Source organism: Streptomyces sp. NPDC002888 (assembly GCF_042888465.1).
In the GTDB taxonomy this organism is placed as follows: Bacteria; Actinomycetota; Actinomycetes; order Streptomycetales; family Streptomycetaceae; genus Streptomyces.
On sequence record NZ_JBIAPU010000038.1, the window covers coordinates 82,053 to 99,115 of the forward strand.

Sequence of the window (17,063 nt, forward strand, 5' to 3'; positions counted from 1 at the left end):
GCTCGCTGCACACGGCGGAGCAATCTAGGGATCCTGACGAGCCGTTATCAACCAATTCCCTGTTGTCGCAGGCCAGTTGGGTGTTACCGCGAGTATCGGCGGAATTGAAACACCCACTTCATGCGTCTATTTATGTATTTGCCGGGCAGCGACTCGAACGGGCAGTGAGCCAGCTCACAGCACCAACTTCCGTGACCTTCCTGTTACTTCACAATGGGTATGCAATTCCGCACCCTCCGCAACCGTCCGCGCCTGATGGTTCGATTCCGTTCGCCGTACAGCGTGACTCCCACCACAGATCGCCCGTTGTCTTCTTCATGAGCCGGGGACCCACCCGGCTTCGCCAACGCATCACATTTCCGAGGGAGCCACCCGTGCCGCGCATGCTCGACGTCAGCGACGAGGTACGCGCCGAGATCGGCCACGAAGAAGCCGACCGGCTGCTCGCCGGAGAGAACGCCCCGGGCAGTTACGACTGCACGTCCTGCCGCACCCCGGGCGACTCCCAGCACGAGCGGACCAGCACCGTCCTGTTCATCGGCGAGGAGACCGCCGTCCTCGCCTTCGCCCACGCCGGCTGCCTGCCCTCGCAGGTCGTCCAGGTCACCGAGGAGCAGCTGCAGGGCGCCGTACGCTCCATCAGCGGCGACACCGTCGACCTGGAGCCCGACAAGATCGTGCCCGAGCAGGCCGTGCTCGGCGTGACCAGCGGACTCGTCCTGATCGCCGGCGAGTTGCACCCGGCCCTGGTCGTCGAGCCCACCGCGCCGGTCGTGCGCCCCGGCACCACCGGCGCCGGCGACGACTTCCTGCCGCTTCTCATCGAGCAGGGCTTCATGCCGCTGTCCCAGCTGAGCTCCGTGCCGCCGGTGCAGCACGGCTGGTCGGTGCTGCTCGCGATGGGACAGCTGCACGCGGTGCTGCAGCCGGGCGCGCACGGCAGCCAGCCGGTCGCCTGGTGGCAGGCGCACCAGCCGCTCCAGGTGACGGAGGGGTGGCGCGCGGCCGCCAACAAGCACCAGCAGGTGCTGATGTTCGCCGCGCCGGTGGGGTCGATCGGGCGTCAGCCGCGGGAGGACCTGCTGCGGGACGCGTTGGACAAGGCGGCGGCGAACGGACAGCTGGTGGGGGCGGCGCTGCCTCTCGCGGGGACGTGAGCGCCTTTCGAGTGGGGATCACCCCGCGCCCCTAGCGGGGCGCTGCACAGCCGCATCTCTTCTGGTTCGGGGTCGTTTGGACATACGTGCACGCATACGACGTTCCTCGCCGCCCGTCCTTCCAGTCGATCCCTTCCGCTCGACCGGGTCAGGATCCTCAGGGGGGCCCATCGGCCACGCCGATCTACGACGCGCTCTACGCGGAGTACGTCAAGTCGTACCGCTCGCTGCCCGGTGACCGCAGCGGCGAGGAGGAGCTGGGGTTCACCGCCTTCGGGAACATCCCGCACGGCATGAGCGCGTACTCGGAACACCGCTCGGGGACGTTCAGCAGCTCGTACAGCGCCTACAGCGCGGGGGCGCACAGCGCACGGCAGGGAAGCGGCTCGGGACAGCAGTCCCAGTGGCAGCGCGTCGGTCAGCTCGGTCAGCCCGCGCAGCAGCACGCCACGATGCACCACATCCCGGCGGCGCTGCCGCCGGGCCCACGCAGAGGCCTCTGAAGCAGGACGACATGGAAGAGGGGCGGCCCCACAGGGCCGCCCCTTTTGCCGTTACTTCTTCTTTCCGCGCTTCTCGCGCACCCGCACCGAGATATGGATCGGCGTCCCGTCGAAGCTGAACTCCTCGCGCAGGCGGCGCTCGATGAAGCGCCGGTAGCCCGCCTCGATGAAGCCGGAGGCGAAGAGCACGAACCGCGGCGGCTTGGTGCCGGCCTGGGTGCCGAAGAGGATGCGCGGCTGCTTGCCGCCCCGGATCGGGTGCGGGTGGGCGGCGACCAGCTCGCCGAGGAAGGCGTTCAGACGGCCCGTCGGAACCCGGGTCTCCCAGCCCGCCAGGGCCGTCTCGATCGCCGGGACCAGCTTCTCCATGTGCCGGCCGGTGCGCGCCGAGACGTTCACCCGGGGCGCCCACGCCACCTGGTTCAGCTCGGTCTCGATCTCCCGCTCCAGGTAGTAGCGGCGCTCCTCGTCGAGGGTGTCCCACTTGTTGAACGCCAGGACGACCGCGCGGCCCGCCTCGACGGCCATGGTGACGATGCGCTGGTCCTGGACCGAGATGGACTCGGAGGCGTCGATCAGGATGACCGCCAGCTCGGCCTTCTCGACGGCGGCCGCGGTGCGCAGCGAGGCGTAGTAGTCGGCGCCCTGCTGGAGGTGGACGCGCTTGCGGATGCCGGCCGTGTCGACGAACTTCCAGGTGACGCCGCCGAGTTCGATGAGCTCGTCGACCGGGTCACGGGTGGTGCCGGCGATTTCGTTGACGACGACGCGCTCCTCGCCCGCCACCTTGTTCAGCAGTGAGGACTTGCCGACGTTCGGGCGGCCGATGAGGGCGATGCGGCGCGGGCCGCCGATCGCGGCGCCGAAGCTCTGCTCGGGCGCCTCCGGCAGCGCCTCCAGGACGGCGTCCAGCATGTCGCCGGTGCCGCGGCCGTGCAGTGCGGAGACCGGGTGCGGCTCGCCGAGGCCCAGGGACCACAGGTACGACGCGTCGGCCTCGCCGCTCGGGCCGTCGACCTTGTTGGCGCACAGCACCACCGGCTTGCCGGCCTTGCGCAGCAGCCGTACGACCGCCTCGTCGGTGTCGGTGGCGCCGACCTTGGCGTCGACGACGAACACGACGGCGTCGGCGGCCTCGATCGCGTACTCGGCCTGCGCGGCCACGGAGGCGTCGATACCGAGGACGTCCTGCTCCCAGCCGCCGGTGTCGACGACCTTGAAGCGGCGGCCCGCCCACTCGGCCTCGTAGGTGACGCGGTCGCGGGTGACGCCGGGCTTGTCCTCGACGACCGCCTCGCGGCGGCCGATGATGCGGTTCACGAGGGTCGACTTGCCGACGTTGGGGCGGCCGACGACGGCGAGGACGGGCAGCGGTCCGTGACCGGCCTCCTCGATGGCGCCCTCGACGTCCGAGAGGTCGAAGCCCTCTTCCGCGGCGAGCTCCATGAACTCCGCGTACTCGGCGTCGCCGAGCGCCCCGTGGTCGTGCTCGTGCTCGGCCGAGCCCTCGGGCTGGATGTGGTCGTTCATGAAGTCCGTACCTCGTAGTTCATCGTGGTGATCGGTGGAACGCCCGGATTCCCCGGGTTGATCCACTACTCAGTGTCGCCTAGCGGCCGGTGAGCCGCCTGGCGTTTTCCAGGTGCGCGGTGAGCTGCTTCTGGATGCGCACGGTCGCCTCGTCCAGCGCCTTGCGCGTACGCCGTCCGCTGCCGTCGCCCGCCTCGAAGGGATCGCCGAAGACGACGTCGACGCGGCTGCGCAGCGGAGGCAGCCCTTTTATCAACCGTCCGGGACGGTCGGTACTTCCCAGCACCGCGACCGGCACGACCGGGGCACCGCCGCGCACCGCGAAGTAGGCGAGTCCGGCCCGCAGTGAGGCGAAGTCGCCCTCGCCCCGGGTGCCCTCGGGGAAGATGCCGAGCGCTCCCCCGTTCTCCAGCACGCCCAGCGCGCGGGTGATCGCCGTGCGGTCGGTGGTGTCGCGGTCCACCTTCAGCTGGCCGATGCCGGTGAGGAAGGGGTCGAGCGGGCCGACGAACGCCTCCTTCTTGATCAGGAAGTGCGTCGGCCGGGGTGCCACGCCCATGACCATCGGGCCGTCGATGTTGTGGGAGTGGTTGACCGCGAAGATCAGCGGCCCGGTGGCGGGCACCTTCCAGGCGCCGAGGACGCGCGGCCGCCACAGGCCGTACATCAGGCCGACGCCGATGCGCCGTCCGACCTCGGCGCCCCTGGCCGATGGCAGCTCGGTCACTTCGCGGCCCGCTTCTCCTCGACGAGGGTGACGACGCACTCGATGACCTGCGTGAGCGTCAGCTCGGTGGTGTCCACCTCGACCGCGTCGTCCGCCTTGGCGAGCGGCGAGGCCTTGCGGCTGGAGTCGGCCGCGTCCCGCTTGATCAGGGCCTCGCGGGTGGCGTTGACGTCGGAACCCTTCAGCTCGCCGCTGCGGCGGGCGGCACGGGCCTCCGGGGAGGCGGTGAGGAAGATCTTCAGGTCGGCGTCCGGCAGCACGGTCGTGCCGATGTCACGGCCCTCGACGACGATCCCCTTCTCGGCGGAGGTCGCCAGCGAGCGTTGCAGCTCGGTGATCCGCGCCCGCACCTCCGGTACGGCGCTGACCGCGCTGACCTTGGAGGAGACCTCCTGGGTGCGGATCGGTCCGGAGACGTCCACGCCGTCGACCGCGATGGTGGGGGCGGCCGGGTCGGTGCCGGAGACGATCTCGGGCTTGCCGGTCACGGCGGCGATCGCGGACGGGTCGTCGAGGTCGATGCCGTTGCTCACCATCCACCACGTGATCGCCCGGTACTGGGCACCGGTGTCCAGGTAGCTGAGGCCGAGCTGCGCCGCCACGGCCTTCGACGTGCTCGACTTGCCGGTGCCGGCGGGGCCGTCGATGGCGACAATCACGGGCTGGGCGGCGCCGTTTTCCACGAGGGGACACCTTCCTGGTGCGGTGCGGTGGGGTTGCGGGGCGCGGACGTGCCCCGCACAAGGTTACTGGGTGCACATCACTCGTCCGGCCGCACGCCCTACTGCCGGATCGCCCACCCGCGCTCGCGCAGCGCGGCGGTCAGTACCGCCGCCGCCTTCGGCTCGACCATCAGCTGGACGAGACCCGCCTGCTGCCCCGTCGCGTGTTCGATGCGTACGTCCTCGATGTTGACCCCGGCCCGCCCCGCGTCGGCGAAGATGCGGGCCAGCTGCCCGGGCTGGTCGTCGATGAGCACGGCCACGACCTCGTAGGCCCGCGGAGCGGACCCGTGCTTGCCGGGGACGCGGACCTGGCCGGCGTTGCCGCGGCGCAGGACGTCCTCGATGCCGACGGTGCCCTCGCGGCGCTTGTCCTCGTCGGAGGACTGCAGCGAGCGCAGGGCCCGGACGGTCTCGTCGAGGTCGGCCGAGACGTCCGCGAGGAGGTCGGCGACCGGCCCCGGGTTCGCGGAGAGGATGTCGATCCACATCCGGGGGTCGGAGGCGGCGACCCGCGTCACGTCCCGGATGCCCTGCCCGCACAGCCGTACGGCGGCCTCCTCGGCGTTCTCCAGGCGTGCCGCGACCATGCTGGAGACCAGGTGGGGCATGTGGGAGACCAACGCCACCGCGCGGTCGTGGGCGTCCGCTTCCATCACCACCGGAACGGCCCGGCAGTGCGACACCAGCTCCAGGGCGAGGTTCAGCACCTCGGTGTCGGTGTCCCGGGTCGGCGTGAGCACCCAGGGCCGCCCCTCGAAGAGGTCGCCGGTCGCGGCCAGCGGGCCGGACTTCTCGCGGCCCGACATGGGGTGCGAGCCGATGTACGCCGACAGGTCGAGCCCCAGCGCCTCCAGCTCGCGGCGCGGGCCGCCCTTGACGCTGGCCACGTCGAGGTAGCCACGGGCCGCGCCCCGGCGCATGGCGTCGGCGAGCACCCGGGCCACGTGGGCGGGCGGCGCGGCGACGAGCGCGAGGTCGACGGGACCCTCGGGGGCCTCGTCCGTGCCGGCGCCGAGCGCGGCGGCCGTGCGGGCCTGTTCCGGGTCGTGGTCGGTGAGGTGGACGACGACGCCCCGCTGGGCGAGGGCGAGGGCGGCGGACGTACCGATGAGCCCCGTTCCGATGACGAGTGCGGTTCTCACTGGGCGATGTCCTTGCGCAGGGCGGCCGCGGCGCCGAGGTAGACGTGGCTGATGTCGGTGCGGGCCCGGTCGGACTCGATGTGCGCGAGGATCCGGACGACACGGGGCATGGCGCCCGCGATGTCGAGTTCCTGGGCGCAGATCAGCGGCACGTCGACGATGCCGAGCTTGCGGGCGGCGGCCGCCGGGAAGTCGCTGTGCAGGTCGGGCGTGGCCGTGAACCAGATACTGATCAGGTCGTCGGCTGTGAGCGAGTTCCGCTCCAGGATGGCGGTGAGCAGGGCTCCGACCTGCTCGTCCATGTGTCCGGCCTCGTCCCTCTCCAGCTGGACGGCCCCCCGGACCGCTCGTACCGCCACGGCACCGCTCCTTGCTCCCGTACGTATCGGCTCTTCGCTCGTCCAGCGTAGTCAGCCGGGCCCCACCGGCGCGCATCGCCCGCCCGTTGAGACGGCGGCACGAGCCTCACCCGCGACGGGGAGCCCTCGCCCGCGCCGGCCATCGCCCCGGCGACCGGCGCGGTGACGGGTACCGCACCGCTGGTCGGGGCGGGTGGCGTTCCTCGTGGCCGTACCGGTCGCGGTGCACTGTTTGTGCGCGTTGGGATATCAGACGTATGAAACACGCGTTTTGTGGCATTCTCTCCTGGGTTGCTTCTTCTTCGGAGCCTTCGGCGCCAAGATGCTGCTGCTCCGCCCGGAGCGACTCCCGGGATGGTTGCTGCCGATCGTCGGCGGGCTGGTGTTCGTCGCGCTCACGGTCGTCCGGCTGACCTCCGCCCTCTGGTTCTTCCGCACCTTCGGAGTGACGACATGACCCATCCCGCGACACGACGCACGGTTCTCCTCGCAACGGGCGCGGCGGGCGCGGCGGCGCTCGGCATCGGCTGCGGCAACAACGGGGACGGCTCCTCCTCCGCGGAAGCCTCCGGGCAGGAGCTGGCCAGGACGGCCGACATCCCGGTCGGCGGGGGCAAGATCTTCAAGGACGAGAAGGTCGTGGTCACCCAGCCGACGAAGGGCGACTTCAAGGCCTTCTCGGCGGTCTGCACCCATCAGGGCTGCACGGTGGGCACCGTGGCCGACGGCACCATCGACTGCCCGTGCCACGGGAGCAGGTTCCGTATCCAGGACGGCTCGGTGGCCAACGGCCCGGCGACCAGGCCGCTGCCCGAGAAGCAGATCACCGTCGACGGCGAGTCGATCCAGCTGACGTAAGCGGTCCTACAACCCTCACTGGTCCCAGAGCGCCCCGAGCGTCACCAGTTCGCCGTGGTACTCGATCCGGTCGGCCCACTCCGACGGCCATGCGTCGGCGCCCAGGTAGGCGCCCGCGAAGGCGCCGGTCAGGCAGGCGATCGAGTCGGAGTCCCCGGAGGTGCAGGCGGCCCGGCGCAGGGCGGTGAGCGGTTCGTCGACGAACAGCAGGAAGCAGAGCAGCCCGGTGGCCAGGGCCTCCTCCGCGATCCAGCCCTCCCCGGTGGCCAGGCAGGGGTCGTCCTCCGGCGAGACGGTGCGCACGGCGTCCTGGAGCCGCTCCAGGATCGCCAGGCACTCGTCCCAGCCGCGCGCCATGAAGTGCTCGGGCGTGGGGTCCTGGCTGCGGGTCCACAGGTCGCCGAGCCAGGCGTGGTGGTAGTGGGAGCGGTTGTCGAGGGCGTACGACCGCAGCAGCCCGACGAGTGCGGCCGGATCGGCGCCCTGGGCGAGCAGCCGTACGGCGTGCGCGGTGAGGTCGGAGGCGGCGAGCGCGGTGGGGTGCCCGTGCGTGAGCGCGGCCTGCAACTGGGCGGCGCCCGCGCGCTGCTCGTCGCTCAGTCCGGGCGCGAGGCCGACCGGCGCGACGCGCATGTTGGCGCCGCAGCCCTTGGAGTGGATCTGGCTGGCGTCCTGCCAGGCTCGTTGCTCGTCCTTGAGCAGATTGCAGGCGACCATGCAGGTTCGGCCCGGCGCCCTGTTGTTCTGCGGCGACTGGTACCAGTCCACGAACTCCTCCCGGAGGGGCCGCTCGAACCGCTTCGGTCCGAGCACCCCCCGGTCCATGGCCGTCCGCAGCCCCTGCCCCACCGCCAGCGTCATCTGCGTGTCGTCGCTGACGATCGCGGGCGTGATCAGCTCCATCCGCCGCCAGGGGCCGCACTTGGCGAGGATCGACGGCACGTCGTTGAACTCGGTCGGGAAGCCGAGCGCGTCCCCGAGGGCGAGCCCGAACAGTGTCCCGGTGGCGGCGCGCTTGCGGACGGTGGTGGAGGCGGTCATGCGGGACGTCCTTCCGGGGACGGTCGAAGCAGGGGCGGATGCAGGGTGGTGGCGGTGCCCGCGCGGTACAGCGCGGCCGGTTTGCCGCGGCCGCCGGTCAGCCGGGCGGCGCCGGGGACGGGTTCGACGAAGCCGGGCGTGGAGAGCACCTTGCGGCGGAAGTTGGGCCGGTCGAGACCGGTGCCCCACACGGTCTCGTAGACCTCCTGCAGCTCTCCGAGGGTGAACTGGGGCGGGCAGAAGGCGGTGGCGAGGCAGGTGTACTCGAGCTTGGCGCCGACGCGTTCGTGGGCGTCGGCCAGGATCCGCTCGTGGTCGAAGGCGAGCGGCCGCGCGGTGTCGTACGGCAGCCAGCGCGCCTGTGCCGCGTCGCCGCCGCCGTGCGGTTCGGGCGCGTGGGGCAGCAGCGCGGCGAAGGCGACCGACACCACGCGCATCCGCGGGTCGCGGCCGGGCTCGCTGTAGGTGCGCAACTGCTCCAGGTGCAGCCCGGAGACGTCCGACAGCCCGGTCTCCTCGGCGAGTTCGCGGCGGGCCGCCGTCTCCGCGGACTCGTCCGGCCGCACGAAGCCGCCGGGCAGCGCCCAGCTGCCGGCGTACGGCTCCTGGCCGCGCTCGACGAGCAGCACGTGCAGCGCGCCCGCGCGGAGGGTGAGGACGGCGAGGTCGACGGTGACGGCGAAGGGCTCGTGGGCGTGCTTGTCGTAGCCCCGCATGACCGCACCCCCTTTTTATAGTCACCACGACTATAAAAAGGGGGTGCGGTCACGCACAAGCCCTGGTCGGCTCAAGAGCCCTCAAAAACCCCTACAGGTCGACTTCCTGCATCAGCATCCCGACCTCGGTGTTCGACAGCCGGCGCAGCCAGCCCGACTTCTGGTCGCCGAGGGTGATCGGCCCGAAGGCGACCCGCACCAGCTTGTCGACCGGGAAGCCGGCCTCGGCCAGCATGCGGCGGACGATGTGCTTGCGCCCCTCGTGCAGCGTGACCTCGACGAGGTAGTTCTTGCCGGTCTGCTCGACGACGCGGAAGTGGTCCGCGCGGGCGTACCCGTCCTCCAGCTGGATGCCGTCCTTCAGACGCTTGCCCAGGTCGCGCGGGATCGGGCCCACGATGTGCGCGAGGTAGACCTTCTTCACGCCGTACTTGGGGTGGGTCAGCCGGTGCGCCAGCTCGCCGTGGTTGGTGAGCAGGATGACGCCCTCGGTCTCGGTGTCGAGCCGGCCCACGTGGAACAGCCGCGTCTCGCGGTTGGTCACGTAGTCGCCCAGGCACTGACGGCCCTCGTTGTCCTCCATCGTGGAGACGACACCGGCGGGCTTGTTCAGCGAGAAGAACTGGTACGACTGCGTGGCGACCGTCAGGCCGTCGACCTTGACCTCGTCCTTCTCCGGGTCGACGCGCTTGCCCTGCTCCAGGACGATCTCGCCGTTGATCTCGACGCGCGCCTGTTCGATCAGCTCCTCGCAGGCGCGCCGGGAGCCGTAGCCCGCGCGCGCGAGGACCTTCTGCAGCCGCTCGCCCTCCTGCTCGGCGCCGGGGAAGGTCTTGGGGAGCTTGACGTCCTTCTTGCCCGCGTACCGCTCGCGGTTGCGTTCCTCGGCCCGCGCCTCGTACTCCCGCGAGCGCGCCGGAGCCGTACGCCCGCCCTGCGGCTGGGCCTTCTTGGGCCCGCCCTTGGCACCGCCGCGCGCGGCACCGCCGCGTCCGGACTTCGGCCCGTCCGGGGACGCGCCGGGACCCACGTCGTAGCGGCGCTCCTCGGGCCGGGGCTTGCGGGGACGCCCCTGCCCCTGGCCCTGGCCCTGACCCTGCTTCTGGTCCTTGTTGTTGCCGGCCCCGCGGTAGTTACCGCGCCCGCCGCTCTTGCCGCTACCGCTGCCGCTGCTTCGCATCAAATTTCCGTCGTCGTCGAATTGGGCATGTTCATCCCGGGACCGTCGTCCGGGTCCGGGGCGTCCGGATCGAACGACGGTACGGCTTCCTGGGTCTCGGCCTCGATCGCCTCCGCCTCCGGGAGGAAGGGCGCGAGCTCCGGGAGCTCGTCCAGACCGCGCAGGCCCATCCGTTCCAGGAAGTAGTTCGTCGTCACGTACAGGATCGCACCTGTTTCGGGTTCCGTGCCCGCCTCCTCGACCAGACCGCGTTGGAGGAGGGTGCGCATGACCCCGTCGCAGTTGACTCCTCGTACGGCCGAGACGCGGCTGCGGCTCACCGGCTGACGGTAGGCGACGACCGCGAGGGTCTCCAACGCGGCCTGGGTGAGGCGGGCCTGCTGGCCGTCCAGGACGAAGCCCTCGACGGCGGGCGCGTACTCGGCCCGGCTGTAGAAGCGCCAGCCGCCCGCCACGTACCGCAGCTCGAAGCCGCGGCCCTGCACGGTGTACTCGTCGGCCAGCTCGCGCAACCCGTCCGCGATCTGCCGGCGGGGCCGCTCCAGTATCTTCGCCAGGTGTTCCTCGGTGGCGGGCTCGTCCACGACCATGAGCACGGCCTCCAGGGCGGGCTTGAGGTCGAGGTCGGCGACGGCACGCAGCCCGGCCGGGGCGTCGGCGGTGGCGCCGATGGCGGCGTCGATGGTGTCCTCACTCACGCCTTCTTCTCCTCCTTGGGCTGCTCCGGCGGCCGGTCGAACTCGTCCGTCACCATGGGTTCGGCTTCCCCGTTCCCGCCGGTCCACCGCACGGTCAGCTCACCGAGCGCGTCCTCCTGATCGAGGGCGACGGCCTTCTCCCGGTACAGCTCCAGCAGGGCGAGGAAGCGTGCCACCACGGTCAACGTGTCATCGATGTCCTCGACGAGCACCCGGAAGCTGGCCTCCCCGAGCTCCCTGAGCCGCGCGACCACGATCCCGGCCTGCTCCTGGACGCTTACCAGCGGCGCGTGGATGTGGTCCACGTACACCTGCGGCTTCGGCCTGGGCTGCATCGCCTTGACCGCCAGCCTGGCGAATCCTTCCGCCCCGATGCTGATGACCACCTCGGGCAGCAGCTCGGCGTGGTGCGGCTCCAGCCCCACGGTCCGCGGATACCGCCGCGCCTCCTCCTCGAGCCGCCCGCTGAAGATGTCCGCGATCTGCTTGTACGCGCGGTACTGCAACAGCCGCGCGAAGAGCAGGTCCCGCGCTTCGAGCAGCGCGAGGTCGGCCTCGTCCTCGACTTCCGCGGCGGGCAGCAGCCGAGCGGCCTTCAGGTCGAGCAGGGTCGCGGCGACGACGAGGAACTCGGTCGTCTGATCCAGGTCCCAGTCCGGCCCCATCGCCCGGATGTGCGCCATGAACTCATCGGTGACCTTCGACAGCGCGACTTCGGTGACGTCGAGCTTGTGCTTCGAGATGAGCTGCAGCAGCAGGTCAAAGGGGCCCTCGAAGTTGGAGAGGCGAACCTTGAAGACCCCGTCACCGGGTTCTCGGGACTCGGTGGGCTCTCGCGAGTCGGCGGGTTCTTGGAGCTCGACAGCTCCGGGCTCACGTTCCGGCTCACCGGCCGGAGCCGCGGACTCAACCTCAGCCGAGACAGGCGCCGCTCCGGGCCCCCGCCCCAGCGCACGCCGACGACCGCCGGGTACACCGGACCGGGGAACGTCGTTCGAGGTCATAGCCTCCGCAGGCTACCGCTACCGCCCACGCAGCCGTCGTACGAGGATGCTCGCGTCCCCGCGCGACTCCAGATCCGCCAGCACCACGGCGACAGCCTCCCGCACGATGCGCCCCCGGTCGACAGCGAGCCCGTGCTCACCCCGGAGCACCAGCCGCGCGTGCTCCAGATCCATGAGCTCCTCGGCGGACACGTACACCGTGATCTTCTCGTCGTGCCGCTCCCGCCCACTGGGCCGCCGAGCCGCCGCTCTCCCGCGCTTGCGCGGCGCCGCGGCAGAACCTTCCTGCGCCGCTCCCTGCCGCCGCGGCGAACGCTCCGCGGCAGCGGAACGGCTGCGGGACTCCCCCGCATCGCCCGCTTCCGCCTCCGCCGCCACATGCTCCGCGCCCTCGCCGTCCCCGCCCCGCGCGGGCACGGCCTGCGGGGCGTCCGCGGACGGCGGCGACGCGGCGGCCACCCCGTCGCTCTCCCCGGCGGGAGCCGGCACCCGGGCCTCGCCGTTGGCCCCCCGCCGGGGAGTGGACGGCTGGAGCGCCATTCCCCCTGTCGTACGGAACAGTTCGTCGGCCCCCGGCAGACTCACTCGGCGTGACACCGGGCGAGCACCTCCCTGGCGAGCTGGCGGTAGGCGGCGGCACCGACGGAGTTGGACGCGTAGGTGGTGATCGGCTCACCGGCGACCGTGGTCTCCGGGAAGCGCACCGTGCGCCCGATGACGGTGTGGTAGACGTGGTCGTCGAACGCTTCGACGACCCGCGCGAGCACCTCACGGCTGTGCACGGTCCGGGAGTCGTACATCGTGGCGAGGATCCCGTCGAGCTCCAGCTCGGGGTTGAGCCGCTCCTGGACCTTCTCGATGGTCTCCGTCAGCAGCGCCACACCACGCAGGGCGAAGAATTCGCACTCGAGCGGCACGATCACCTTGTGCGCGGCCGTCAGGGCGTTCACCGTGAGCAGGCCGAGCGAGGGCTGACAGTCGATCACGATGTAGTCGTAGTCGGGCAGCAGCGGCTTCAGCGCCCGCTGCAGCGTCGACTCGCGCGCGACCTCGCTCACCAGTTGGACCTCGGCGGCGGACAGGTCGATGTTGCTCGGCAGCAGGTCCATGTTCGGGACCGCCGTCTTCAGGAGCACGTCGTCGGCCGCCATCCCCCGCTCCATGAGCAGGTTGTAGACGGTGAGGTCGAGCTCCATCGGATTGACGCCGAGTCCGACCGACAGCGCGCCCTGCGGGTCGAAGTCCACGAGCAGCACGCGACGGCCGTACTCCGCGAGCGCGGCACCCAGATTGATGGTCGACGTCGTCTTGCCTACGCCGCCCTTCTGGTTGCACATCGCGATGATCTTCGCGGGGCCGTGGTCGGTCAGCGGGCCCGGGATCGGGAAGTACGGCAGCGGGCGGCCGGTCGGGCCGACGCGCTCGCGGCGCTGGCGGGCAGCGTCGGGCGCGAGCGTGGCCGCGTACTCCGGGTCCGGCTCGTACTCGGCGTCGGGGTCGTAGAAGTGCCCTTCGGGCAGTTCGTCGTAGTCGGCGAAGTGGTTGTGGGGCGCGCCACTTCCGTCGCCGGCCATGGCGTTCACGTGATGGCCATCCATGCTGTGGTGTGTCCGAGTCGCCTGCGGACTCTGGTGGGCTGCGAAGGTGCGCACCGCGACGGAGCCGACAACCTCGAACCCCGCGGGACCCTCGGCCTGTGCGGGCATTCCTGGTTGACCACCCCCGGGAGAAAATGTCGACTCATTCACAAGTCGTCTTACCTCCTTGGTGACCAGGAAACTTCTAGACAGGTCAGCGTGGCACCATGCCGACGGTTGGCGACTCTATGGCGTGTCGGCGGTCCGCAGCAACACAATCCGCCGGACCCGGCAGGATGTGTCGGCAATGAAACATCCCGCTGTCAAGGGCGTACGGCCGTCGCACGGTAGGTTTCGCCGGTGTGCGAATCGGTCGAAGGGTTACGTTCGAGGCGAGTTGACCGAGAGTCGCAAAGTGACCATACACACATCCGGCCGGACCTTGTCGGGCAAGGTCCGGCCTGGTGCGTGGCGTTGACGACCTCTGTTGACGTATCGCCTTTTTCACTGGTGACTTGGCGACTCAGCCGAGCAGTGAGGCCAGCTCGACGTGCTCCAGACCGTGCGCCTGAGCAACTTCCTTGTAAACGACCTTGCCGTCATGGGCGTTGAGGCCCTTGGCCAGCGCGGGGTCGCGGCGCAGCGCCTCGACCCAGCCCTTGTCGGCGAGTTCGACGATGTAGGGCAGCGTGGCGTTGGTGAGGGCGTAGGTGGAGGTGTTGGGGACCGCGCCGGGCATGTTGGCGACGCAGTAGAAGACCGAGTTGTGGACCCGGAAGGTCGGCTCGGCGTGGGTGGTCGGGCGGGAGTCCTCGAAGCAGCCGCCCTGGTCGATCGCGATGTCGACAAGGACACTTCCCGGCTTCATCCGCGACACGAGCTCGTTGGTGACCAGCTTCGGGGCCTTGGCGCCCGGGATGAGCACGGCGCCGACGACGAGGTCGGCCTCCAGGCACGCCTTCTCCAGTTCGAAGGCGTTGGAGACGACCGTCTGGATCTTCGTGCCGAAGATCCGGTCGGCCTCCTTGAGCTTGTTGATGTCCTTGTCGAGCAGCGTCACGTGGAAGCCCATGCCGATGGCGATCTGCGCGGCGTTCCAGCCGGAGACGCCGCCGCCGATGACGACGGCCCGGCCGGCCAGCACACCGGGGACACCGCCGGGCAGCACGCCGCGGCCTCCGTTGGCACGCATCAGGTGGTAGGCGCCGACCTGCGGGGCGAGGCGGCCCGCGACCTCGGACATGGGGGCGAGCAGCGGAAGCGCGCGGCTGGGCAGCTCGACGGTCTCGTACGCGATCGCCGTGGTGCCGGACTCGACGAGCGCGTCGGTGCACTCCTTGGAGGCGGCCAGGTGCAGGTAGGTGAAGAGCGTCTGGTCCTTGCGCAGGCGGTGGTACTCCTCGGCGACGGGCTCCTTGACCTTCAGCAGCAGGTCGGCGGCGGCCCACACCTCGTCGGCGGTGTCCAGGATCTCGGCACCGGCGACGACGTACTCGGCGTCGGGGATGGAGGAGCCGACGCCGGCGCCCCGCTCGACGACGACCTGGTGGCCGTGGCGCACCAGCTCGTGCACACCGGCGGGGGTGATGGCCACCCGGAACTCGTTGTTCTTGACCTCGCGGGGGATACCGACCTTCACGTCGATCACGGTCCTTGGCTCAGAGGGTGTGGGGGCATAGCGATACATACCCGGGCATGCAGGGGCACGCCGGGAGAACCGCAGGAGAACGTGCGGTAGAGCCAGTCTAATGAAGGTGTACCCGCTGTCTAGCCTTCCATTGCATCAATCTTCAGCGGATGTACTACGGATTTCGCAGGCATTAGCGTCCTGTTCCGGGGCCGGATCATGGTCCTGGGCCTCCTCCACCAGCATCCGCTCGGCGGCGCCGCGGTGCATCCGAGCCGCCGTGGGATCGCCGAGATGCTCCAGGGTGTCGGCGATCCGCAGGTGCAGCGCGGCCTGAAGCCGTACGTCCTCCGCGCGCCGCGCCCACTCCACGGCCTCCTGGCAGGTGCGCAGCGACTCCTCGGGCCGGCCCGCGTACTCCTGGACCCGCGCCAGCTCGCTCAACGCCCGCGCGTGGGCCGCCACATCGCCGGTCCGGCGGTACCCGGCGAGAGCGGCCCGCCAGGCCCGCTGCGCCTCGCCGTAGCGGGCCGCGTAGGTGTGGGCGGCGGCGATCCGGCCGTACAGCCGGGCTGCTTCCGCGGGCTCGTCGCGGGCCAGCCGCTGGGCGAGGGCCCGGCCGAACCAGTCGGCGGCCCGGTCGTAGTCGCCGAGCTCCAGGTGCGCGCCCCCTACGGATTCCATCGCCCGCCCGGTCGCGTATGGGTCGTTGGCCTCCCGTCCGGCGTCCAGCGCGGCCCGGTAGCGGACCAGCGCGTCCGCCGTGCGGCCGGTGCGGGCGTCGAGGTCGGCGAGGTTCAACAGGGCCGCGGCCCGCTCGCGGTGCAGTCCGCGGCGCTCGGCCACGTCCAGCACCAGCCCGTGGATGTCGTAGAGGTCGGGGGCGGCCGCCTGGGTGCCGACGTGCGCGACCATCGCCCTGACCAGCTGGGACATCAGGCGGCGGGCCAGCGTGTCCACGTCCCCGTCGGCGACCGCGAGGCGGGCCGAGGCGAGCAGGGCGGGCCTGCGGATGCGCAGCCAGTCGGCCGCCGCCCGGGGGGTGGGGAAGCGCACGTCGGGCGACATGTCCTGGAGCTTCTCGCGCGCCTCGGGGGCGTCGGTCTCGGTGATCGCCCGGCAGGACTGGAGCAGCCGTACCGTCCGCTCCAGCATGCGGGCGCGGGCCAGCTGGAGCTCGGCCGGACGCTCCTGGGTGTGGGCGAGGGCCTTGAGCTGGGGATACAGGCAGCCGGGTACCTCGTACTGCGGCAGCGGCGAGGCGACGGACCGCAGCAGGCCCAGGGCGACGAAGTCGTCGAGGGTGGTGCGGGCGCTGCCGACCGAGCAGCCGGCCAGCGCGGAGGCGGTGTGCGGGTCGACGAGGCCGGCCGGGGCGAGGGTGAGCAGGCGCAGTATCCGGGCGGCCGGGGTGGGCAGCAGCCCGTGGGTGAGCCGGAAGACTCGGCTGAGGGGCGTGCCCTCGTTGCCGTCGGCGCGCAGCTGTTTGGCGAAGTCGGAGACGGCGGCCTTGGGGCGGGCGGCGAGCCAGCCGCCGGCCAGTGTGAGGGCGGCGGGCTGGCCCTGGCACTCCTCGACGAGCCCCTCGGCGGCCCGGGGGTCGACGGTGATGCGGACCGAGCCGGTGTAGCGGGTCAGCAGCTCCAGGGCGGACTTGGTGTCCAGTCCGCCCAGGGTGCACGGACGGACGTCGGAGATCCCGGTCAGCGGGCCCCCGGAGACGGCGACGACCAGGCACTCCGGGGTGTCCGGCAGCAGCGCGTCGACCTGCTCGGCGTCGGCCGCGTCGTCCAGCAGGAGCAGCATGCGCCGGTCGGCGAGGGCGTCGCGCAGGGCCGCCGTGAGGTCGTCCTCAGCGGCCCCGGCGGGGGTCGGCAGCTCCAGGGCGGTCAGCAGCTGGCGGGCGGCCCGGTCGACGGGCACGGGCGTGCCGTCGCTCTCGCTCAGACGGGCGCGCAACACCCCGTCCGGGTAGCCGTCGGCGACCTGTCGTACGAGCTCCTCGGCGAGGGCCGTGCGGCCGGAGCCGGGGCGGCCCGCGATGAGGAGCACGCGCGCGCGTGGGGCCTTCCGTCCGGCCAGGGTGTCCAGTCCCGCGCGCTCGATGTCGGCGCGCAGCTCCTTCAACTCCCGTGTGCGGCCCAGGAAATGGGACTGCGCGGCCGCGTGTCCCGACAGCTGCACTCCGTCCGTGTCCACCGCCTGATCCGTCACGGGCC

The 17,063-nt window shown here is 71.3% G+C and carries 17 protein-coding genes and 1 pseudogene; 4 read left to right on the top strand and 14 right to left on the bottom strand.

The window, feature by feature from the left end; genetic code table 11:
- The first annotated feature begins 374 nt into the window (after positions 1-374).
- Together ACFYWX_RS42070 and ACFYWX_RS42075 are read left to right on the top strand one after the other, a co-directional pair.
- Positions 375-1,157, top strand: a complete 783-nt coding sequence (locus ACFYWX_RS42070) for a hypothetical protein (protein ID WP_389430520.1) — start codon at positions 375-377, stop codon at positions 1,155-1,157.
- Positions 1,158-1,243: 86 nt separating this feature from the next.
- Positions 1,244-1,660: a hypothetical protein gene (locus tag ACFYWX_RS42075; RefSeq protein ID WP_389430521.1), complete on the top strand. Its 417-nt coding sequence runs from the start codon at positions 1,244-1,246 to the stop codon at positions 1,658-1,660.
- Between the two features lie 51 nt (positions 1,661-1,711).
- On the opposite strand, the gene der is transcribed toward ACFYWX_RS42075, so the two are convergent.
- From der to aroH, 5 genes are all read right to left on the bottom strand, one after another.
- A complete protein-coding gene (der, locus tag ACFYWX_RS42080; RefSeq protein ID WP_389430522.1) occupies positions 1,712-3,190 on the bottom strand; it encodes a ribosome biogenesis GTPase Der in 1,479 nt (492 codons plus the stop codon).
- A 79-nt stretch (positions 3,191-3,269) separates the two neighbouring features.
- Positions 3,270-3,917: a lysophospholipid acyltransferase family protein gene (locus tag ACFYWX_RS42085; protein WP_389430523.1), complete on the bottom strand. Its 648-nt coding sequence runs from the start codon at positions 3,915-3,917 to the stop codon at positions 3,270-3,272.
- Positions 3,914-4,600, bottom strand: coding sequence for a (d)CMP kinase (gene cmk / locus ACFYWX_RS42090; protein ID WP_389430524.1), 687 nt, complete (start codon positions 4,598-4,600; stop codon positions 3,914-3,916). The genes ACFYWX_RS42085 and cmk overlap by 4 nt, the downstream gene beginning before the upstream one ends.
- A 98-nt stretch (positions 4,601-4,698) precedes the next feature.
- Positions 4,699-5,784, bottom strand: coding sequence for a prephenate dehydrogenase (locus tag ACFYWX_RS42095; RefSeq protein ID WP_389430526.1), 1,086 nt, complete (start codon positions 5,782-5,784; stop codon positions 4,699-4,701).
- Positions 5,781-6,143 (bottom strand): chorismate mutase, encoded by a 363-nt coding sequence (gene aroH, locus ACFYWX_RS42100; protein WP_389430527.1) that lies wholly within the window; start codon positions 6,141-6,143, stop codon positions 5,781-5,783. The genes ACFYWX_RS42095 and aroH overlap by 4 nt, the downstream gene beginning before the upstream one ends.
- A 175-nt stretch (positions 6,144-6,318) precedes the next feature.
- Here aroH and ACFYWX_RS42105 point away from each other — a divergent pair.
- Both ACFYWX_RS42105 and ACFYWX_RS42110 read left to right on the top strand, forming a co-directional pair.
- A pseudogene (locus tag ACFYWX_RS42105) lies at positions 6,319-6,600 on the top strand (DUF6529 family protein); the annotation flags it as partial.
- Positions 6,597-7,001, top strand: coding sequence for a Rieske (2Fe-2S) protein (locus ACFYWX_RS42110; RefSeq protein WP_389430528.1), 405 nt, complete (start codon positions 6,597-6,599; stop codon positions 6,999-7,001). The pseudogene ACFYWX_RS42105 and the gene ACFYWX_RS42110, both read left to right, overlap by 4 nt.
- A gap of 15 nt (positions 7,002-7,016) precedes the next feature.
- Here the strand turns inward: ACFYWX_RS42110 and ACFYWX_RS42115 are convergent, their stop codons facing one another.
- The 9 genes from ACFYWX_RS42115 to ACFYWX_RS42155 form a co-directional block, all read right to left on the bottom strand.
- Positions 7,017-8,042, bottom strand: a complete 1,026-nt coding sequence (locus ACFYWX_RS42115) for an ADP-ribosylglycohydrolase family protein (RefSeq protein WP_389430529.1) — start codon at positions 8,040-8,042, stop codon at positions 7,017-7,019.
- Entirely contained in the window at positions 8,039-8,758 is a 720-nt protein-coding gene (locus ACFYWX_RS42120) for an NUDIX domain-containing protein (protein WP_389430530.1), read from the bottom strand. The genes ACFYWX_RS42115 and ACFYWX_RS42120 overlap by 4 nt, the downstream gene beginning before the upstream one ends.
- A gap of 91 nt (positions 8,759-8,849) precedes the next feature.
- Positions 8,850-9,938: a pseudouridine synthase gene (locus ACFYWX_RS42125; RefSeq protein ID WP_389430532.1), complete on the bottom strand. Its 1,089-nt coding sequence runs from the start codon at positions 9,936-9,938 to the stop codon at positions 8,850-8,852.
- Complete coding sequence (gene scpB, locus ACFYWX_RS42130; RefSeq protein WP_389430533.1) at positions 9,938-10,636, bottom strand: SMC-Scp complex subunit ScpB; 699 nt, start codon at positions 10,634-10,636, stop codon at positions 9,938-9,940. Before scpB ends, ACFYWX_RS42125 begins: the two co-directional genes overlap by 1 nt.
- Complete coding sequence (locus ACFYWX_RS42135) at positions 10,633-11,640, bottom strand: segregation and condensation protein A (RefSeq protein WP_389430534.1); 1,008 nt, start codon at positions 11,638-11,640, stop codon at positions 10,633-10,635. The genes scpB and ACFYWX_RS42135 overlap by 4 nt, the downstream gene beginning before the upstream one ends.
- A gap of 18 nt (positions 11,641-11,658) precedes the next feature.
- Positions 11,659-12,237 carry a hypothetical protein gene (locus ACFYWX_RS42140; RefSeq protein ID WP_389430535.1) on the bottom strand — a complete coding sequence of 193 codons (579 nt, stop codon included), beginning with the start codon at positions 12,235-12,237 and terminating at the stop codon, positions 11,659-11,661.
- The gene (locus ACFYWX_RS42145) at positions 12,222-13,346 is read right to left on the bottom strand and encodes a ParA family protein (protein WP_389430536.1); all 1,125 of its coding nucleotides are present in this window, start codon (positions 13,344-13,346) and stop codon (positions 12,222-12,224) included. Before ACFYWX_RS42145 ends, ACFYWX_RS42140 begins: the two co-directional genes overlap by 16 nt.
- Before the next feature lie 394 nt (positions 13,347-13,740).
- The gene (gene ald / locus ACFYWX_RS42150) at positions 13,741-14,865 is read right to left on the bottom strand and encodes an alanine dehydrogenase (RefSeq protein WP_389430538.1); all 1,125 of its coding nucleotides are present in this window, start codon (positions 14,863-14,865) and stop codon (positions 13,741-13,743) included.
- A gap of 135 nt (positions 14,866-15,000) precedes the next feature.
- Positions 15,001-17,058, bottom strand: a complete 2,058-nt coding sequence (locus ACFYWX_RS42155; RefSeq protein ID WP_389430539.1) for a tetratricopeptide repeat protein — start codon at positions 17,056-17,058, stop codon at positions 15,001-15,003.
- Positions 17,059-17,063 lie beyond the last annotated feature (5 nt).